We start from the raw sequence: 13937 nt of genomic DNA, 5'->3' as shown, positions 1-13937 counted from the left end.
TCCTCAGATGTTACTGCTGAAGGAGGAACAGCTATGACGAAACACTATCTGACCGTCGCGACCTTGGGCGCCGCTTTGAGCCTTTCTGCATGCGGGCCGCAAACACCGGAGGACATTCGCACGAGCTCTATAGAGAAATGCGAGCGGCAGTTTGGGCGGATGGCGCCCGACCCATCGAAGGGTAACGCGCTTTGCACCTGCATGGTGGACGACCTTGCTGAAGCAGGTCTTGAAATCACCGACATGATCGGCGAAGGGCGTGCGAAAGTTGAACAGGTCACGCGATCTTGCGCGAGCAAAGCAGGGTTCCAGCTGCCGACGCGGTAGAGGCACCACTAGGCTGGCTAGCGGGCCTTTATCTCGGCTAAATCTCAACCTGACTACCCAGCTCAACCACACGGTTCGTGGGTAATCGGAAGAACTCCATCGCGGTCGCCGCGTTTCGCAGCATCCAAGCAAATATCTTCTCGCGCCAGATCGGCATACCCGGCTTGTCGCTCGGCAGCAGTGTCTGGCGGCTGAGGAAGAAGCTGGTTTGCATCATATCAAATTCGCCCCCGCAGCGGTCCATTTTTTGCAGGCCATCGGGCACATTGGTCTCTTCCATAAAGCCATAGTGCAAGACGCCGCGATAGAACCCGTCGCCCAGGTCATGATACTCGCAGCGCTTGTCGGGATCGACATAAGGCACATCGTCAATCAGTACGGTGAGGATCACCACCCGCTCGTGCAGCACCTTGTTGTGCTTAATGTTGTGGAGGAGCGCGCTGGGTACACCCGCGGTCTGGCTGGCCATAAAGATAGCTGTGCCGGGCACGCGGGTGGCGGAGTTCTTGGCTGACTTGGCAAAGATCTCAATCGGCAGAGCAACCTCAGTCATCCGGTCGCGCATCAACTTGCGGCCGCGCGCCCATGTGGTCAGCAGGGTGAACACAATAAAGCCAACCATCAACGGGAACCAGCCGCCGTCCGGCACCTTAGTCAGATTGGCGGCGAAGTACGCGCCGTCAACGATCAGGAACAAAAGCACGACGGGGGCGGCATACCACCACTTCCATTTCCACACGCCGACAAACAGCACGCCCATCAGCAACGTGTCGATAGTGACAGCGCCAGTCACCGCAATGCCATATGCGCTGGCAAGAGCGGAGGAGTTCTGGAAGGTCAGCACCAAGATAATAACGGCGACCATCAGCGCCCAATTGATAAATGGGATGTAGATCTGGCCGCCCTCAGTCTCGCTCGTATGGAGGATGGACAGGCGCGGCATAAAGCCCATCTGAACCGCTTGGTGCGTGATTGAGAACGCGCCTGAAATCACCGCCTGGCTAGCGATAAATGTCGCGACTGTGGCCAAAATAACCAGCGGCAGACGCCATTCTTCACTGGCGAGCAGGAAGAAAGGATTGCGGACCACCTCAGCAGCCTGCTCGGGCGGCAGGCCAGCGATCATTGCGCCCTGACCAAAGTAATTGAGCAGCAGGCACGGCATCACAAAACCGAACCACGAAAGGCGCATTGGGCCGCGCCCGAAATGCCCCATGTCAGAATAAAGCGCTTCTGACCCCGTCACTGCGAGCACAACGGCGCCTAACGCAAGAAACGCAACCACCCCATCGGTCACGAAAAACATGACAGCATAATATGGGTTAAGCGCCCATAGAATGTCGGGGTTCTGGATAATCTGCCATCCGCCCAAACCGGCAATAACGATGAAATAGACGATCATCACCGGCGCAAACAGCGCACCAACCTTGGCCGTCCCGCGCTTTTGCAGCACGAATAGAAACACCAATAGCCCAAGCGCGATTGGTATCACAAAACGCTCGAAACCAGGGTCAACCACAGTCAGCCCTTCGACCGCTGAAAGCACTGAAATCGCCGGCGTAATCATACTGTCGCCGTAGAAAAGCGAGGTCGCAAACACGCCCAGCAGCACCACCAGCCAGCCATAGCTGGTCTTGCCAATATGCCGTGACAGGAGAGCAACCAAAGCGAGACTACCGCCCTGCCCTTTGTTGTCCGCGCGCATCAGAATGGTCACATATTGGATCGCAACGACCAGCAACATTGACCAGAAAATCAAACTGACGACGCCTAGGACATGCATCCGGTCGATTGCTACATTGGCGGTCCCAGCGAAAGTCTCACGGAACGCATAGAGCGGACTCGTGCCGATATCGCCAAAAACGATACCGATCGCGCCCACAGCAAGCGCCGTCTTACCCGCCTTCTTGCCATGCGTACCATGCACACCCTCGGCCGAGGGGTGCTTTTGTGGGACTGCGCCCTCACTCATTTATGAGCGCTCATCGCGGATAGAACTCATGCGCATGGCTTGATCCTTGCCAACCGGCGGTCACAGCGCTGATGCCATGCTCGCCGTCCTTTTGCCCACTGGGCAGACTCTCCACCCGAGAGGCGGCGGCGCTTAGCAGTATCATTTGGGTGCTGCAACTTGCGGGTACGCCCGGTTCAAGGCTGTTCATGCCTGATACGGTTATGGTGTGGGTGCTTGCGAGGGCGATTGTGGTGCTGGCGCAGGCGGCCCCATTTGCCCTTGTAGCTGTCCCTGGGCGAGCAAAGCATCGAGCCGTGCGAGGCGGATTTCCAGCGTCTCACGCCACGGCGCGTCTTCAGGCACTGTACCGAGCAATTGCGCCCAGGTCGCCCGTGCACGGCCCGGCTGACCCATGCGCAAAAACCCTAGCCCAACGAAATATCCAGGTGCCGGATTGCCTGGGAGCACCTCCTCGGCCCGCGCATAGGCGAACATCGCTGGCGCCGTCAGTTGACCGCCTGTGTGCTCAACCAGAGCATTACCAAGCGCGACCCACGCCTCGCCATCATTGGGATTGTCTTCCAGCGCGTTTTGGAGGAATTTTGCAGCATCCTCAAACTCGCCGCGCCGCGCGAACGCGTCCGATGTCACTACAAAACGCGAGGGTTGCCGATCCGGATTGAAGAACTCTCGCCGCGCCTCAATCAGCAGTTCGCCAGTCTGCGCGCGCTCCTCGCTCGGAGCCTTGGGGGAGGCGGACTGACCCGGCGAGCCTTGAAGCGCATATCCGGTGAGACCAAACAAAAGCGCAGAACCGAACAGCGTCCAGCCGCTTTTCGGAAGCTTAAGAGCAAAGGCAGAGACCACAAACACCAGAGCGGCAAGCGCAATAATCGGTATCCAAATCACGCGCGTTTCCTCAGTCTACCCAGCAATATTGCGCCTGCGATCAGCACCAGCACAATGGGAATTGCAAATAGAGGCCAAGTGCTCGCGCTTACCTCGGGCTTATAGCTGACATAATTGCCATAGCGCTCGACCAGCCAGTCGCGTATTTCATCAGGACTGTCTCCAGCGGCGATGCGTATGCGAACCTGGTGGCGCATATCGCCCGCCATTGGCGCGTCACTATCGGCAATCGACTGGCTTTGACATTTCAGGCAGCGCAGCGTTTCCATCAGCTCTTGCGCCGCGGCTTCCTGCGCCGGGTCTTCAAGCTGATTATATGCGAAAGGCGCTGGCGGCAGGCTTTGCTGGGCGAGCGATGGCACCGCAACCAGAGCGAGCAGGAGCGCAATCAAACGCGTCACCGTGCCGCCTCCGCCAGTTTTGCGAGCAGCATGGGCACATCGTCTGCGCGGATATCGCCAATATGCTGATGCGTGATGCGTCCCTGCCCGTCGATCACGAAGGTCTCAGGCACGCCTGACGAGCCGATTTCGAGCTGTACGCTCGACAAATCATCCGCGCCTATCCGGGTATATGGGTTGCCATGCTGGGCCAGAAAACGCGCAACATCCTCTGGCCGATCTCGGATGGCTATGCCGACAATTTCGACGCCCTCGCGTTGCAAACGCTCAAGATTTGGAGCCTCGGCAATGCAGGGCAGGCACCAGCTCGCCCAGATATTGAGCAGGCGCGGCGTGCCATCCTGAAAATCAGCGCTGGATGCACCCGGGAGCTCCGCAAGCGCCGGACGCAGGTCAAAGAATGGCAGTTCCTTGCCGACCATCCGGCTTTCGACGAATTCGTCCTTGGGCTGCGTCAATTGATAGCCAGCCACCCCAACAAAGCCGGAAAACAGCATCAGCGGCACCCAGAGCTTCCACCCCGTCATGCGGCCATCTCTGCGCGGCGCTCAGCCGTTCTGCGCAGCGCATGGCGACGCTTTAAATCCTGTTGCACGCGGCCGATAATCGCCAGAACACCACCGAGCGATATCAGCAATCCGCCATACCAGATGAAAGTCACAAACGGCTTCCACCAAAGCCGAAGCTGCCAGCGGCCATCGCCCGATGCGTCACCGACAACCGCATAAAGCTGTCCATTCCATCGGGTCGCAAGCACACTCTCTGTGGTCTCTTGTGGCGGCGCCCAGAAATGGCGCGATTGCGGGCGCAGGCTGATCGCCTCTCCGCCATCAATACGGGCCGAAAGCCGCGCTTCAATTGCTGTCCAGTTTGGCCCTGCAACGGGCGCTACGTCATCGAGTGTAACGTTATACGGGCCAACTTCGGTGTTGCCGCCAATCTCAACTGCGGCAAGTTTTTCTTCCGTAAACGCGCTCTCGCTCGCCATGCCCAAGAGCGCGACGGCAATGCCGAAATGCGCCACCACCATGCCCCAGGTCGCGATGGGTACGCGGGTGATTTTGCGGCCGCGCAACGGGAGGAAGCTCGCGACGGCCAGACCAGCCGCGAGCGCCAATCCCAAGAGCGGCAAGATTGCGATGTCGGCGAGTAATGCCGCCAGAATAAGCGCGACCAACATCAGCGCGCCGACAACTGCAATTTCTTTGGAGATGCGGCCAAAGCCGTCCTGCCGCCAACGCAGCAGCGGCCCAACCGTCATCACGAGCAGCATGGGAATTACGAAGATTGCACCAACCGGATTGAAGTATGGCGGGCCAACCGACACGCGCACATCGAACACTTCAGTCAGCAACGGATAGAGCGTACCGAGCAAAACAATCGCCAGCGTCGCGCTGAGCATGACATTATTGAATACCAGCGCGCCCTCGCGGCTGGCGATGGAGAAGCGCTCACCCTCGCTCACGCTGCCCGCGCGCAAAGCGAACAGCAGCAGTGAGCCGCCGATGTAAAGCGCCAGCAGGATAAGGATGAAGCTGCCCCGCTCTGGGTCGACAGCGAATGCATGGACGCTCGTAAGGATGCCAGAGCGCACCAGGAATGTGCCGAGCATGCTCATCGAAAAGGCGACCACGCCCAGCATGATTGTCCAAGCGCGCAAGGCATCGCGCGCGGCTAGCACGCTCACCGAATGGAGCAGCGCCGTCGCTGCGAGCCATGGCATGAGCGAAGCGTTTTCAACCGGATCCCAGAACCACCAGCCGCCCCAGCCCAGCTCGTAATAGGCCCAGTAAGATCCAGCGGTTATGCCCAGCGTCAGGAACACCCACGCGCCGAGCACCCATGGCCGCATGACGCGCGCAAACTCGGGCGTTACTTGCCGTGTGATGAGAGCGCCGCATGCAAAGCTGAATGCAACCGAAAGCCCGACATAGCCGAAATAGAGCGTCGGCGGGTGGAAGGCGAGACCGATGTCCTGCAACAGCGGGTTAAGCCCCATCCCTTCAGCAGCGGGCGTTGGCAGGCGTTCGAACGGGTTCGAGCTCAGCAGCAAGAAAGCATAAAAGCCAAGTGCAACAAAGCCTTGCGCTGCAAGCGTTGCTTGCATTGTCCGCTCCGGCAAACGCCGCTCAATTGCCGCTATCAATCCGCCCGCAAGCGCCATCACTGTGACCCACAGCAGCATCGATCCCTCGTGATTACCCCAGGCTCCAGAGAGCTTGAAGATCATCGGCTTCATGGAGTGCGAATTGGTGGCGACCAGCTTTACCGAAAGGTCCGTGATCGCGAACAGCCAGAGCAGCATGATGAAGGAGAAACCCGCGAGAAGCCCCTGCGCCACGGCAGCAGGGCGCACCGTCTTGGCGATCTCGCCAAGCTCGCCCGAGACCGCATCGCTGCGCAGCGCCATCGCCGAAGCAACCAATTGCAATCCGGCCAGCGCCGCGGCCAGCCACAATGCTGCAAGACCAAGCTCAGCAATCACGCGTTTTGCCCCTTGAGATGGCTCATCCTAATCGAGACCAATCGTGGTTTGCTCATAGCTTTGCGCCGCTTGATGCTCGGCCATGCCCTCAAGCTCGCGCGGGACATAATTCTCATCATGCTTGGCAAGCAGATTGTCCGCTATAAAGACGCCATCGGCATCCAAGCTGCCATCGGCCACGACCCCGGATCCTTCAACAAAAAGGTCTGGGATAATTCCGCTGAAGCGCACCGGTATGCTTGAATCTTCCTGTCCCGTGACAACAAACGCCAAAGTGATGCCATCCGGCAGGGTTTCCAGTGACCCCTCCTGAACCATACCGCCAAGCCGAACAGGCTGGCCGACCTCTGGCGGGTTGTCGCGCATCTGCTCGGGGAAATAGAAATAGTTGGCTTGGTTCTGCAGCCCGTAGACCGCGATGAGCCCTGCACCGATAATAGCGATCAATGCCAAAACGCCTAGGGCAAGGCGCTGATGCTTGGGTTTAAGCGTGCTCATTTCCGGCTCACCTTTTGTCTGGCCTCATCTCGGCGTTTTTCTGCTTTACGCATAGCAGCCCAAGCCCAAGCGATCATTGCAAAGGTCGCAAACATGCCGACCACATATGCAGCAACCACAAAGTCCCATTGGTCGAGCGCTTCTCTCACGCGCCACTCTCCAAAGCAGTCGCCTCCATCGCGCGGCGGCGGAGACGCGCCTCGGCCTGTGTCTCGGCAAGCAGCGCGCGCATCCGCATCAACACCACTGCGCCAAATATCAAAGAGAAGCCTACCACTGCGACGAGCAGCGGAACCAGAAACGCCGCATCAATTGCGCTTTTGCCTACTGTAATGCTGGGCGGTTGATGCAGAGAGTTCCACCACACAACCGAGCGGTTGATGATCGGGATATTGATCGCGCCAAGCAAGCCAAAAATCGCAGGAATTCGCGGGCTGACGCCTTCGCGCTCGGCCGCCTGCGCAAGCGCCAGATACGCGAAATATAAGAAGAGCAGCACTAACATGCTGGTCAGCCGGCCATCCCACACCCACCAAGTGCCCCAAGTCGGGCGGCCCCAGATTGATCCGGTTGCGAGACATACTGCTGTAAAGACAGCTCCGGGCACTGCCGCGGCGCGCGCGGACAAAGCCGCCAGCGGATGGCGCCACACCAAAAACGCGAGGCTCGACAAGGCTATGGCCGTCCATCCGCCCATGCCCAGCCATGCCGCGGGTACATGGATAAACAGGATCCGCACTGTCTCGCCCATCAGCCGGTCAGGTGGCACCACGATCAGCCCCCAAGCGAGCGAGCCAAACGTCAGCGCCAGCCCTGACCAAAGCAAGGTCGGGGTGAGCCAGTTGGCCAGAGATAGAAACCGCTTAGGATTGGCGTAGCCGTGCATGAAAGCTCCCTTACCCGAGGGTTTTACAGGCGTTCACATGGCCTGCAAGAGCACAAATCAGCGACCGATCAATTTTTGTGCCATACGATCAGAAACCTGATCGGGTGACACGCCCGTGCGATCACTTTCCTGCCAGATTTGCTCAAGGCGTCCAGGGATCTGGGCGATGCGTTTACGCACCTCGTTAATGTCGCATGGATTGCCCTTTGTGCGGCACAGATATTCCAGCGTCACACTGATGATACCGCCTGCATTGATCACATAGTCAGGCGCGTAAAGAATGCCGCGCGCAGCGACCTGCTCGCCGTGATGCGCACGGGCCAGTTGGTTATTCGCGCCGCCCGCAACAATCGCGCAATCAAGCCGGGCAATCCCCTCATCATCAAGGATTGCGCCCAGCGCATTCGGGCTGAAGACATCGCAGGCAATGCCTTGAACGGCGTCTGCGGAAACCGCTTCTCCGCCGAGTTCCTCGGCCAATTGTTCCGCGCGGCCCGCGTCGATATCAGCGATCGTCATCCGCGCACCCTCTTTGGCGGCGAGACGCGCCACGCCGGAGCCGACGCTGCCTGCGCCTTGCAGAGCGATATGCACACCCTCCAAAGTATCTCGCTTCAGCTTGTGCTGAACCGCTGCTTTGATGCCGTGGTAAATTCCCATTGCCGTAAATGGCCCGGGGTCGCCGCCAGCGGCATCTTCACCATCAACGGGTAAGCCAGAAACATGAGCGGTACGCTGCGAGACGCGAACCATATCGGCCTCGCTAATGCCAACATCCTCAGCCGTCACATATTTGCCGCCTAGTGCATCGACAGCATCGCCAAAGGCGTCGAGCAATCCATCGCTCTTAGTCTTGTCAGCATCCGCCAGAATGACGGCTTTGCCGCCGCCCATGGGCAGGCCAGCCATAGCATTCTTGTAACTCATGCCGCGTGACAGGCGCAGTGCATCGCGCATTGCGTCTTTTGGCTCAGCATAATGCCAAAACCGCGTGCCGCCTGCGCCGGGCCCGAGATGGCTTGAATGCACCGCAATAATCGCCGTCAGACCGCTCTCGTGGTCGCGGACGAGCTGCACTAGCTCATGGTCGTCAAAGTCGGGTTCGGTCCAGAAAGCAGTCATGTGAGGCCGTCAGCTCCCGAAGAGATGCACCCGAGCGAGGGCGCGGAAATCCAATCAACAAGGGGAAATGGGGCGACCGAGGGAGCTCGAATCCCCGACCTCCGGTACCACAAACCGGCGCTCTAACCAACTGAGCTACGATCGCCACATGCCCCTGCGTACGCCCAAATAGACATACGCGTGAGGGGGCTGATAACCGTCCGCACACAGGCGTCAAGACGCTGCGAACAGACGGCGAGGCCTGTTGCACAGGCAGGCGTATATGGGAAGCGAAAAACGTGTTTCTCGGGTAAATACGCAATTTTCTTTCGCGGCCTAGCAAAGTGCATTGGTGCGGTGTTCGCGCGGCACGCTATGAAGGGTTCCGAGTCTGCCTTCGAGCAAGTCCGGGCAAAGCATCAATATCTTAGGTAAGGCCGACATGATTGCACAGCAGATCGGGACAGCAGCGCACTTGGCAATTAGCTCCGATCACGGTTTCTCCAAGAAATTGGTACAGTCGTTTGAACTGATCGCCGGGTTTGGCATTAAAGGTGATGCACATGCAGGCGAGACAGTGCAGCATTTATCTCGCGTCAGGCAGGATCCGAGCCAACCCAATCTGCGGCAGGTGCACCTCATCCATGGGGAACTACTCAACGAGCTGGCCGCGAAAGGGTTTTGCGTCAAACCCGGCGATTTGGGAGAGAACATTACCACGTCAGGCATTGATCTTTTGTCACTCGGGCAGGGAACGCTCCTCAAGATTGGTCCGCAGGTCGAGCTTCAAGTGACAGGTTTGCGCAACCCATGCACTCAGATCGAGAATTTCATGCCCGGGCTACTCAAGCAAGTCGCCATTAAGACGCCCTCTGGCTTAGTCCGAAAAGCGGGCATTATGACAATTGTTGCCCAAGGAGGAATTGTACGCGCGGGCGATGCAATAGAAATTGTGCCGCCCTCTGGGCCGCATATCCCGCTTGAGCGGGTGTAAAGAAAAAGGCGGCCCGTTAGGACCGCCCTTTCTAACGCAGCAAAACACCGCGAGCGATAGGACTCGCTTATTTCTTGAGCGAAAGCCCGCCAAAGCGCTTGTTGAACGCAGCAACACGGCCACCTTCTTGCAGCTGCTGCTTACCGCCGGTCCATGCCGGGTGGCTGGTAGGGTCGATATCCAGCGTCATAGTGTCGCCTTCTTTGCCCCAAGTAGAGCGTGTCTGAAACTCAGTACCATCAGTCATTTTGACCGTGATAGTGTGATAGTCAGGGTGGCCTTCAGCTTTCATGATAAACGTCCTTTTAGCATATGCCCGGTTCCGACCGGGCTCGCTGTTTGTAAGAAGATGGGCGCGGATAGTGTCCCGGCGCGCTAAATGCAAGGTTATTTGTAGTGCAACGGTGCCTAGCCACCCTCGCCCTCCACCCTTCCACCCGGAGCCTACCGGGACATTATCCGGATGGAAGGGTGGAGGGCGCGGGTGGCTAGGTAATCAACTAGGAAGGCGGATCCGCGATCATTGCGGTAAACTCGACTTGGGTCGTCACCTTGCCGTCAACACTAGCCGAGCCTTTGAACTTGCTGACGCGGCTACGTTTTTGGACAAATTCCACTTCCAGATCTAGCAGGCAGCCGGGCGTCACAGGCGAGCGGAACTTCGCATTCTCAATCGCCATGAAATAGACGAGCTTGCCGGTACCCGAAAGCTCGAACGATTCGATCCCCAGAATGGCCGCCGTCTGCGCGAGGGCCTCAATCTGAAGCACGCCGGGCATGATCGGTGCGCCAGGGAAATGCCCCTGAAAGAAGTCCTCATTGAAAGTGACCGCTTTCACTGCATGAATACGCTCACCCAGCTCAACCGATTTCACTCGGTCGACCAAAAGCAAGGGGAAACGATGCGGCAGAGCCTTCAGGATCTGCCCGATATCCATGCTGGTATCACTCATCGCTGCCCCCTTCTAATTTACTGCCCCAAAGCCTCTGATTAGCGGCCGGTTGGCTGCTGGTTAGGCTGCGCAGCTGGTTGCTGAGCTGCTTGCTGCTGCTGAGCTGCGGCTTGTTGGGCTGCGGCGAGCAGGATTTGCTGAATAGCCTGATGCGTCTGGAGAGAATCGCGGCGCGGCTGCCATCCGGCTGGCGGTGTCGTTTGCACAGCTGGCAAACGCGTGTTGAGCGCATTCACAAGATCTGTCGTCACATTCACCCCGTCAGGTGCATATTGAATTGCATCAGGCGCTAGCATGATCTGAATGCCCTTGTCCGAGATTACCTGATTGCGTGCGTTATTGTAGTCGTTGATCAATTGCTCAATAACATATGTCTGCGCCAAGGCGATCGGCTGGCTCAATTGCTGAACCTGCTGTTCTTTCTGCTGAATCTGCTGCACAGCGGTAGGATTGGCTTGGATCTCAGCTTCGGTCAGCTGACCGTTATTGTCCGTATCAAGGCTGCGCTGCTGCGTGTTGATCTCCTGACGCAGAGTGTTCATCTGCGTGAGCTGCGTCGTGTAGGTTTGGCCGATCTGCTGATAGGCATTGATGCGAGCCTGACTACGGACGATAACCGCTTCGGGGCTGCTCGTCGCAATGCCGTTAACCTGCGCGGCAGCAGGAACAGATGCGATCGCTGCGCCGGCAACGCTCAAGCAAGCGAGTGTTTTGGAGATAGTTTTCATTAGAATTGAGTTCCTACGTTAAAGGAGAACAGTTTAGTATCATCGCCCGGCTGGCTCTTTAGCGCTCGGGCAATGTCGATCCGGAATGGACCGAAGGGTGAATTCCAATTGACGCCAATGCCGACGGAAATACGTGGACTAATGCTGTCACCGACAAACACTTCCTCGACCACGCCGCCCGAGGCACTGATTTCGGGAGGCAAAGGACCGTTGGTCAAGATCGGATCGGTAATGTTAAAGACGGCGCCAATATCTGCAAAGAGTGAGGGTCTCAGGCCCAATTCACGAGCGCCAGTGCCCAGCGGGATTTCCACCTCAGCACGGCCTAGATAATAGGCAGTACCGCCAATAGCATCATCCTGAACGCTGCGGCGATCTTCTTCCAATTGCTCAAGCAATGTCAATTCAGGTGTCACGCCACTTGGGATAATACGCCGCAAGACACGCGGGCCAACGCCGCGAATATCAAAGCCACGAATTTGCGGCTCCCCTAGGAAGAAGCGATCAGTCAGACGGACGTCCTCAACACCCGGACCCCGGTCTTCAAAGCTGCGGATTGCCCCGCCTTCTGCTGTGAGGGAGAGGATGAATCCGCTGCCAAGCGAATAATATTGCCCCGCACGGCCGCGGATCCGAAGGTAATTAACCGAACCGCCTAGGCCCGCATATTCAGCGGTAACCGACAAGTTGCGGCCGCTCGAGGGACGCAGTCGGCTGTTGGTTGTGTCGAGTGAATAGGTAAGGCCGAGAATAGAGCTCGTTCGCTTGCCAATCGCATCGCACAGGAAACGCCCAGCAATCAAAGGCTCACATGTTCTAATGCCGTCGCCATCAAGGTCAGCAAAGAACTGGTTTTCATCCAGGCTCACGTCGTCGAGGTTAAGCGTATAGCTCGCAATGAGAGACGAGAATTCCGTCAGCGGCGTACCAAGACGGGCAGAGAAACCCGTTGTCGCCTGCTCAAACGTAGTGTTCCGGTCATTGTTCAGGAAATTAAAGCTGTTGACGTCGCGGCGGAAGATATCAACGCCAGCCGAGATATTCCGGTCGAACACATAAGGCTCAGTAAAGCTGATATTGGCAGAGCGCGAGAACCGCGAAATATTGCCGCTAAGGCCGATGGTTTGCCCGCGACCACGGAAGTTGCGCTGCCTGATCGAGCCCTGGAAAATAAAGCTCTCAATTGAGGAGAAGCCAGCTGACAATTGCAGTTCACCGGTCGCTTGCTCTTCCAGGTTCGCTTCCAGAACAATTCGGTCCGGCGCGCTGCCGTCAACCTGATTGACCTCAAAGTTCTCCTGGAAATAACCCAGCGAGTTGATCCGCGCAGTCGAACGCTTGATCGCTAGCGAGTTAAACGCATCACCTTCTGAGGTACGGAACTCACGGCGCACAACCTTGTCCTGCGTCAGCGTGTTGCCGTTCACATCAACGCGCTCAACATAAACACGCGGAGCTTCTTGCAAAATGAAGTTGACGTTCATCGTCAGCGTTTCTTTGTCGCGATTGAACCGCGGATTGACGTCCGCAAATGCATAACCAAAGTTACCGGCGAGATCCGTCAGCTGCTCAACAGTGTCCTCCACCAGTTTCGCATCATACCAATCGCCGCCTTGCATCGGCAGCCGCGCTTGAAGCGCGTCGCTATCAAAGTCGCGAATGTTGCTTTCGACTTCCAACTCACCGAACTTATAACGCTCACCTTCTTCCACCACATAAGTGATGATGAAGTCGCGCTTGTCGGGTGTAAGTTCAGCTACTGCCGATACCACGCGGAAATCTGCATAACCTTCAGTAAGATAAAACTGACGCAGCTTTTGTTGGTCAAAAGCCAAACGATCAGGGTCATAGCTGGTATTGCTGGAGAAGAAGCTGGTCAGACGCGCTTGCTTGGTGACCATTTCACTGCGCAGCTCATTGTCTGAGAAGGCTTCATTACCCAGAACGTTGATCTGGCGAACTTTGGACTTGGGCCCTTCACTGATCTCAAAAACAATATCGACCCGGTTCTGCGCGAGTTGTACCATCTTCGGTTCAACCGTTGCCGCAAACCGGCCTTGGCGTTTGTACAATTCGATGATCCGCGAGACATCGGCGCGGACTTTTGAGCGGGTAAAGATCTGGCGCGGCGCAAGCTTGATCTCAGGAACGATCTTGTCATTCTTGATCCGCTTATTGCCCTCAAGAATTATCCGGTTGATCACCGGGTTCTCTGTCAACGTTATGACGACATTACCTGCATCATTGCTGACCGAGAAGGTTGCAAACAGCTCAGTTGCCGACAGGTCCTTCAGAACTTGGTCACCGACCGCCGCGCTCCACGTGTCGCCCGGACGTAGGCGGATGTATGAAAGAATTGTCTGCGCCTCGAGGCGTTCAGCGCCCAAAACCGAGATCGTACGCACAATGTCGCGCTGCTGCTGGACCGCTGGCGCCGGAGCGGCTTCGGCAGGTGCAGCAGGCGCAGGCGGCGCTTCTTGCGCAGGGGCTTCCTGTGCAGACAGGGACGCAGGCATACCGGCGAGCATCGTGCCCGCTAGAAGAGCAGCGCTCAGCCGCGCAGCAGGAAGAATCTGGCCCGCAGACGCGCTTTTCACAAATTTGCTATTCGACAAGGAAGTAACCATCCAATCCGTTGATCCAAGCGGCCCATTGCTGCGGTGCATCACCATCCCGCGCCATCCCTCGGTAAGGCCGCGTT

The 13937-nt window shown here is 57.5% G+C and carries 15 protein-coding genes and 1 tRNA gene; 2 read left to right on the top strand and 14 right to left on the bottom strand.

Annotated features, from left to right (window positions below; genetic code table 11):
• The first annotated feature begins 33 nt into the window (after positions 1-33).
• The gene (locus ACFCXQ_RS09075; protein WP_379549867.1) at positions 34-327 is read left to right on the top strand and encodes a hypothetical protein; all 294 of its coding nucleotides are present in this window, start codon (positions 34-36) and stop codon (positions 325-327) included.
• 37 nt (positions 328-364) lie between these two features.
• On the opposite strand, the gene ACFCXQ_RS09070 is transcribed toward ACFCXQ_RS09075, so the two are convergent.
• The 10 genes from ACFCXQ_RS09070 to ACFCXQ_RS09025 form a co-directional block, all read right to left on the bottom strand.
• Complete coding sequence (locus ACFCXQ_RS09070) at positions 365-2299, bottom strand: potassium transporter Kup (RefSeq protein ID WP_379549865.1); 1935 nt, start codon at positions 2297-2299, stop codon at positions 365-367.
• A gap of 201 nt (positions 2300-2500) precedes the next feature.
• On the bottom strand, positions 2501-3190 hold the full coding sequence (locus tag ACFCXQ_RS09065) for a tetratricopeptide repeat protein (protein ID WP_379549863.1): 690 nt from the start codon (positions 3188-3190) through the stop codon (positions 2501-2503).
• Positions 3187-3591 carry a cytochrome c-type biogenesis protein gene (locus ACFCXQ_RS09060; protein ID WP_379549861.1) on the bottom strand — a complete coding sequence of 135 codons (405 nt, stop codon included), beginning with the start codon at positions 3589-3591 and terminating at the stop codon, positions 3187-3189. Before ACFCXQ_RS09060 ends, ACFCXQ_RS09065 begins: the two co-directional genes overlap by 4 nt.
• The gene (locus ACFCXQ_RS09055; protein ID WP_379549859.1) at positions 3588-4118 is read right to left on the bottom strand and encodes a DsbE family thiol:disulfide interchange protein; all 531 of its coding nucleotides are present in this window, start codon (positions 4116-4118) and stop codon (positions 3588-3590) included. Before ACFCXQ_RS09055 ends, ACFCXQ_RS09060 begins: the two co-directional genes overlap by 4 nt.
• The gene (locus ACFCXQ_RS09050) at positions 4115-6076 is read right to left on the bottom strand and encodes a heme lyase CcmF/NrfE family subunit (protein WP_379549857.1); all 1962 of its coding nucleotides are present in this window, start codon (positions 6074-6076) and stop codon (positions 4115-4117) included. The genes ACFCXQ_RS09055 and ACFCXQ_RS09050 overlap by 4 nt, the downstream gene beginning before the upstream one ends.
• A 27-nt stretch (positions 6077-6103) precedes the next feature.
• Positions 6104-6574, bottom strand: coding sequence for a cytochrome c maturation protein CcmE (gene ccmE, locus ACFCXQ_RS09045; RefSeq protein ID WP_379549856.1), 471 nt, complete (start codon positions 6572-6574; stop codon positions 6104-6106).
• Complete coding sequence (locus ACFCXQ_RS09040; RefSeq protein WP_379549854.1) at positions 6571-6723, bottom strand: hypothetical protein; 153 nt, start codon at positions 6721-6723, stop codon at positions 6571-6573. Before ACFCXQ_RS09040 ends, ccmE begins: the two co-directional genes overlap by 4 nt.
• Positions 6720-7460 carry a heme ABC transporter permease CcmC gene (gene ccmC, locus ACFCXQ_RS09035; protein ID WP_379549853.1) on the bottom strand — a complete coding sequence of 247 codons (741 nt, stop codon included), beginning with the start codon at positions 7458-7460 and terminating at the stop codon, positions 6720-6722. The genes ACFCXQ_RS09040 and ccmC overlap by 4 nt, the downstream gene beginning before the upstream one ends.
• Positions 7461-7517: 57 nt before the next feature.
• Positions 7518-8582, bottom strand: a complete 1065-nt coding sequence (locus ACFCXQ_RS09030) for a Leu/Phe/Val dehydrogenase (RefSeq protein ID WP_379549851.1) — start codon at positions 8580-8582, stop codon at positions 7518-7520.
• Positions 8583-8650: 68 nt separating this feature from the next.
• Positions 8651-8727: transfer RNA gene (locus ACFCXQ_RS09025), tRNA-His, on the bottom strand.
• Positions 8728-9003: 276 nt separating this feature from the next.
• Here ACFCXQ_RS09025 and ACFCXQ_RS09020 point away from each other — a divergent pair.
• A complete protein-coding gene (locus ACFCXQ_RS09020) occupies positions 9004-9555 on the top strand; it encodes an MOSC domain-containing protein (protein WP_379549849.1) in 552 nt (183 codons plus the stop codon).
• 67 nt (positions 9556-9622) lie between these two features.
• On the opposite strand, the gene rpmE is transcribed toward ACFCXQ_RS09020, so the two are convergent.
• The 4 genes from rpmE to bamA all read right to left on the bottom strand — a co-directional run bounded on the left by rpmE (position 9623) and on the right by bamA (position 13764).
• Positions 9623-9847: a 50S ribosomal protein L31 gene (gene rpmE / locus ACFCXQ_RS09015; protein WP_379549847.1), complete on the bottom strand. Its 225-nt coding sequence runs from the start codon at positions 9845-9847 to the stop codon at positions 9623-9625.
• Positions 9848-10055: 208 nt separating this feature from the next.
• Positions 10056-10508, bottom strand: coding sequence for a 3-hydroxyacyl-ACP dehydratase FabZ (gene fabZ / locus ACFCXQ_RS09010; protein WP_379549845.1), 453 nt, complete (start codon positions 10506-10508; stop codon positions 10056-10058).
• A 38-nt stretch (positions 10509-10546) separates the two neighbouring features.
• Positions 10547-11236 carry an OmpH family outer membrane protein gene (locus ACFCXQ_RS09005; RefSeq protein ID WP_379549843.1) on the bottom strand — a complete coding sequence of 230 codons (690 nt, stop codon included), beginning with the start codon at positions 11234-11236 and terminating at the stop codon, positions 10547-10549.
• A complete protein-coding gene (gene bamA / locus ACFCXQ_RS09000; protein WP_379554616.1) occupies positions 11236-13764 on the bottom strand; it encodes an outer membrane protein assembly factor BamA in 2529 nt (842 codons plus the stop codon). Before bamA ends, ACFCXQ_RS09005 begins: the two co-directional genes overlap by 1 nt.
• Positions 13765-13937: the final 173 nt, after the last annotated feature.

The organism is Qipengyuania rhodophyticola, assembly GCF_042493225.1.
In the GTDB taxonomy this organism is placed as follows: Bacteria; Pseudomonadota; Alphaproteobacteria; order Sphingomonadales; family Sphingomonadaceae; genus Erythrobacter.
The sequence above is the reverse complement of the archived record's forward strand: the minus strand, read 5'-3'. Positions and strand labels throughout refer to the sequence as shown.

Excerpts from the sequence above, each read along its gene's own strand:
- ACFCXQ_RS09075 (WP_379549867.1), top strand. The coding sequence starts at position 34 with ATGACGAAACACTATCTGACCGTCGCGACCTTGGGCGCCGCTTTGAGC.
- ACFCXQ_RS09070 (WP_379549865.1), bottom strand. The coding sequence starts at position 2,299 with ATGAGTGAGGGCGCAGTCCCACAAAAGCACCCCTCGGCCGAGGGTGTG.
- ACFCXQ_RS09055 (WP_379549859.1), bottom strand. The coding sequence starts at position 4,118 with ATGACGGGGTGGAAGCTCTGGGTGCCGCTGATGCTGTTTTCCGGCTTT.
- ccmE (WP_379549856.1), bottom strand. The coding sequence starts at position 6,574 with ATGAGCACGCTTAAACCCAAGCATCAGCGCCTTGCCCTAGGCGTTTTG.
- ccmC (WP_379549853.1), bottom strand. The coding sequence starts at position 7,460 with ATGCACGGCTACGCCAATCCTAAGCGGTTTCTATCTCTGGCCAACTGG.
- ACFCXQ_RS09030 (WP_379549851.1), bottom strand. The coding sequence starts at position 8,582 with ATGACTGCTTTCTGGACCGAACCCGACTTTGACGACCATGAGCTAGTG.
- ACFCXQ_RS09020 (WP_379549849.1), top strand. The coding sequence starts at position 9,004 with ATGATTGCACAGCAGATCGGGACAGCAGCGCACTTGGCAATTAGCTCC.
- rpmE (WP_379549847.1), bottom strand. The coding sequence starts at position 9,847 with ATGAAAGCTGAAGGCCACCCTGACTATCACACTATCACGGTCAAAATG.
- fabZ (WP_379549845.1), bottom strand. The coding sequence starts at position 10,508 with ATGAGTGATACCAGCATGGATATCGGGCAGATCCTGAAGGCTCTGCCG.
- ACFCXQ_RS09005 (WP_379549843.1), bottom strand. The coding sequence starts at position 11,236 with ATGAAAACTATCTCCAAAACACTCGCTTGCTTGAGCGTTGCCGGCGCA.
- bamA (WP_379554616.1), bottom strand. The coding sequence starts at position 13,764 with ATGCTCGCCGGTATGCCTGCGTCCCTGTCTGCACAGGAAGCCCCTGCG.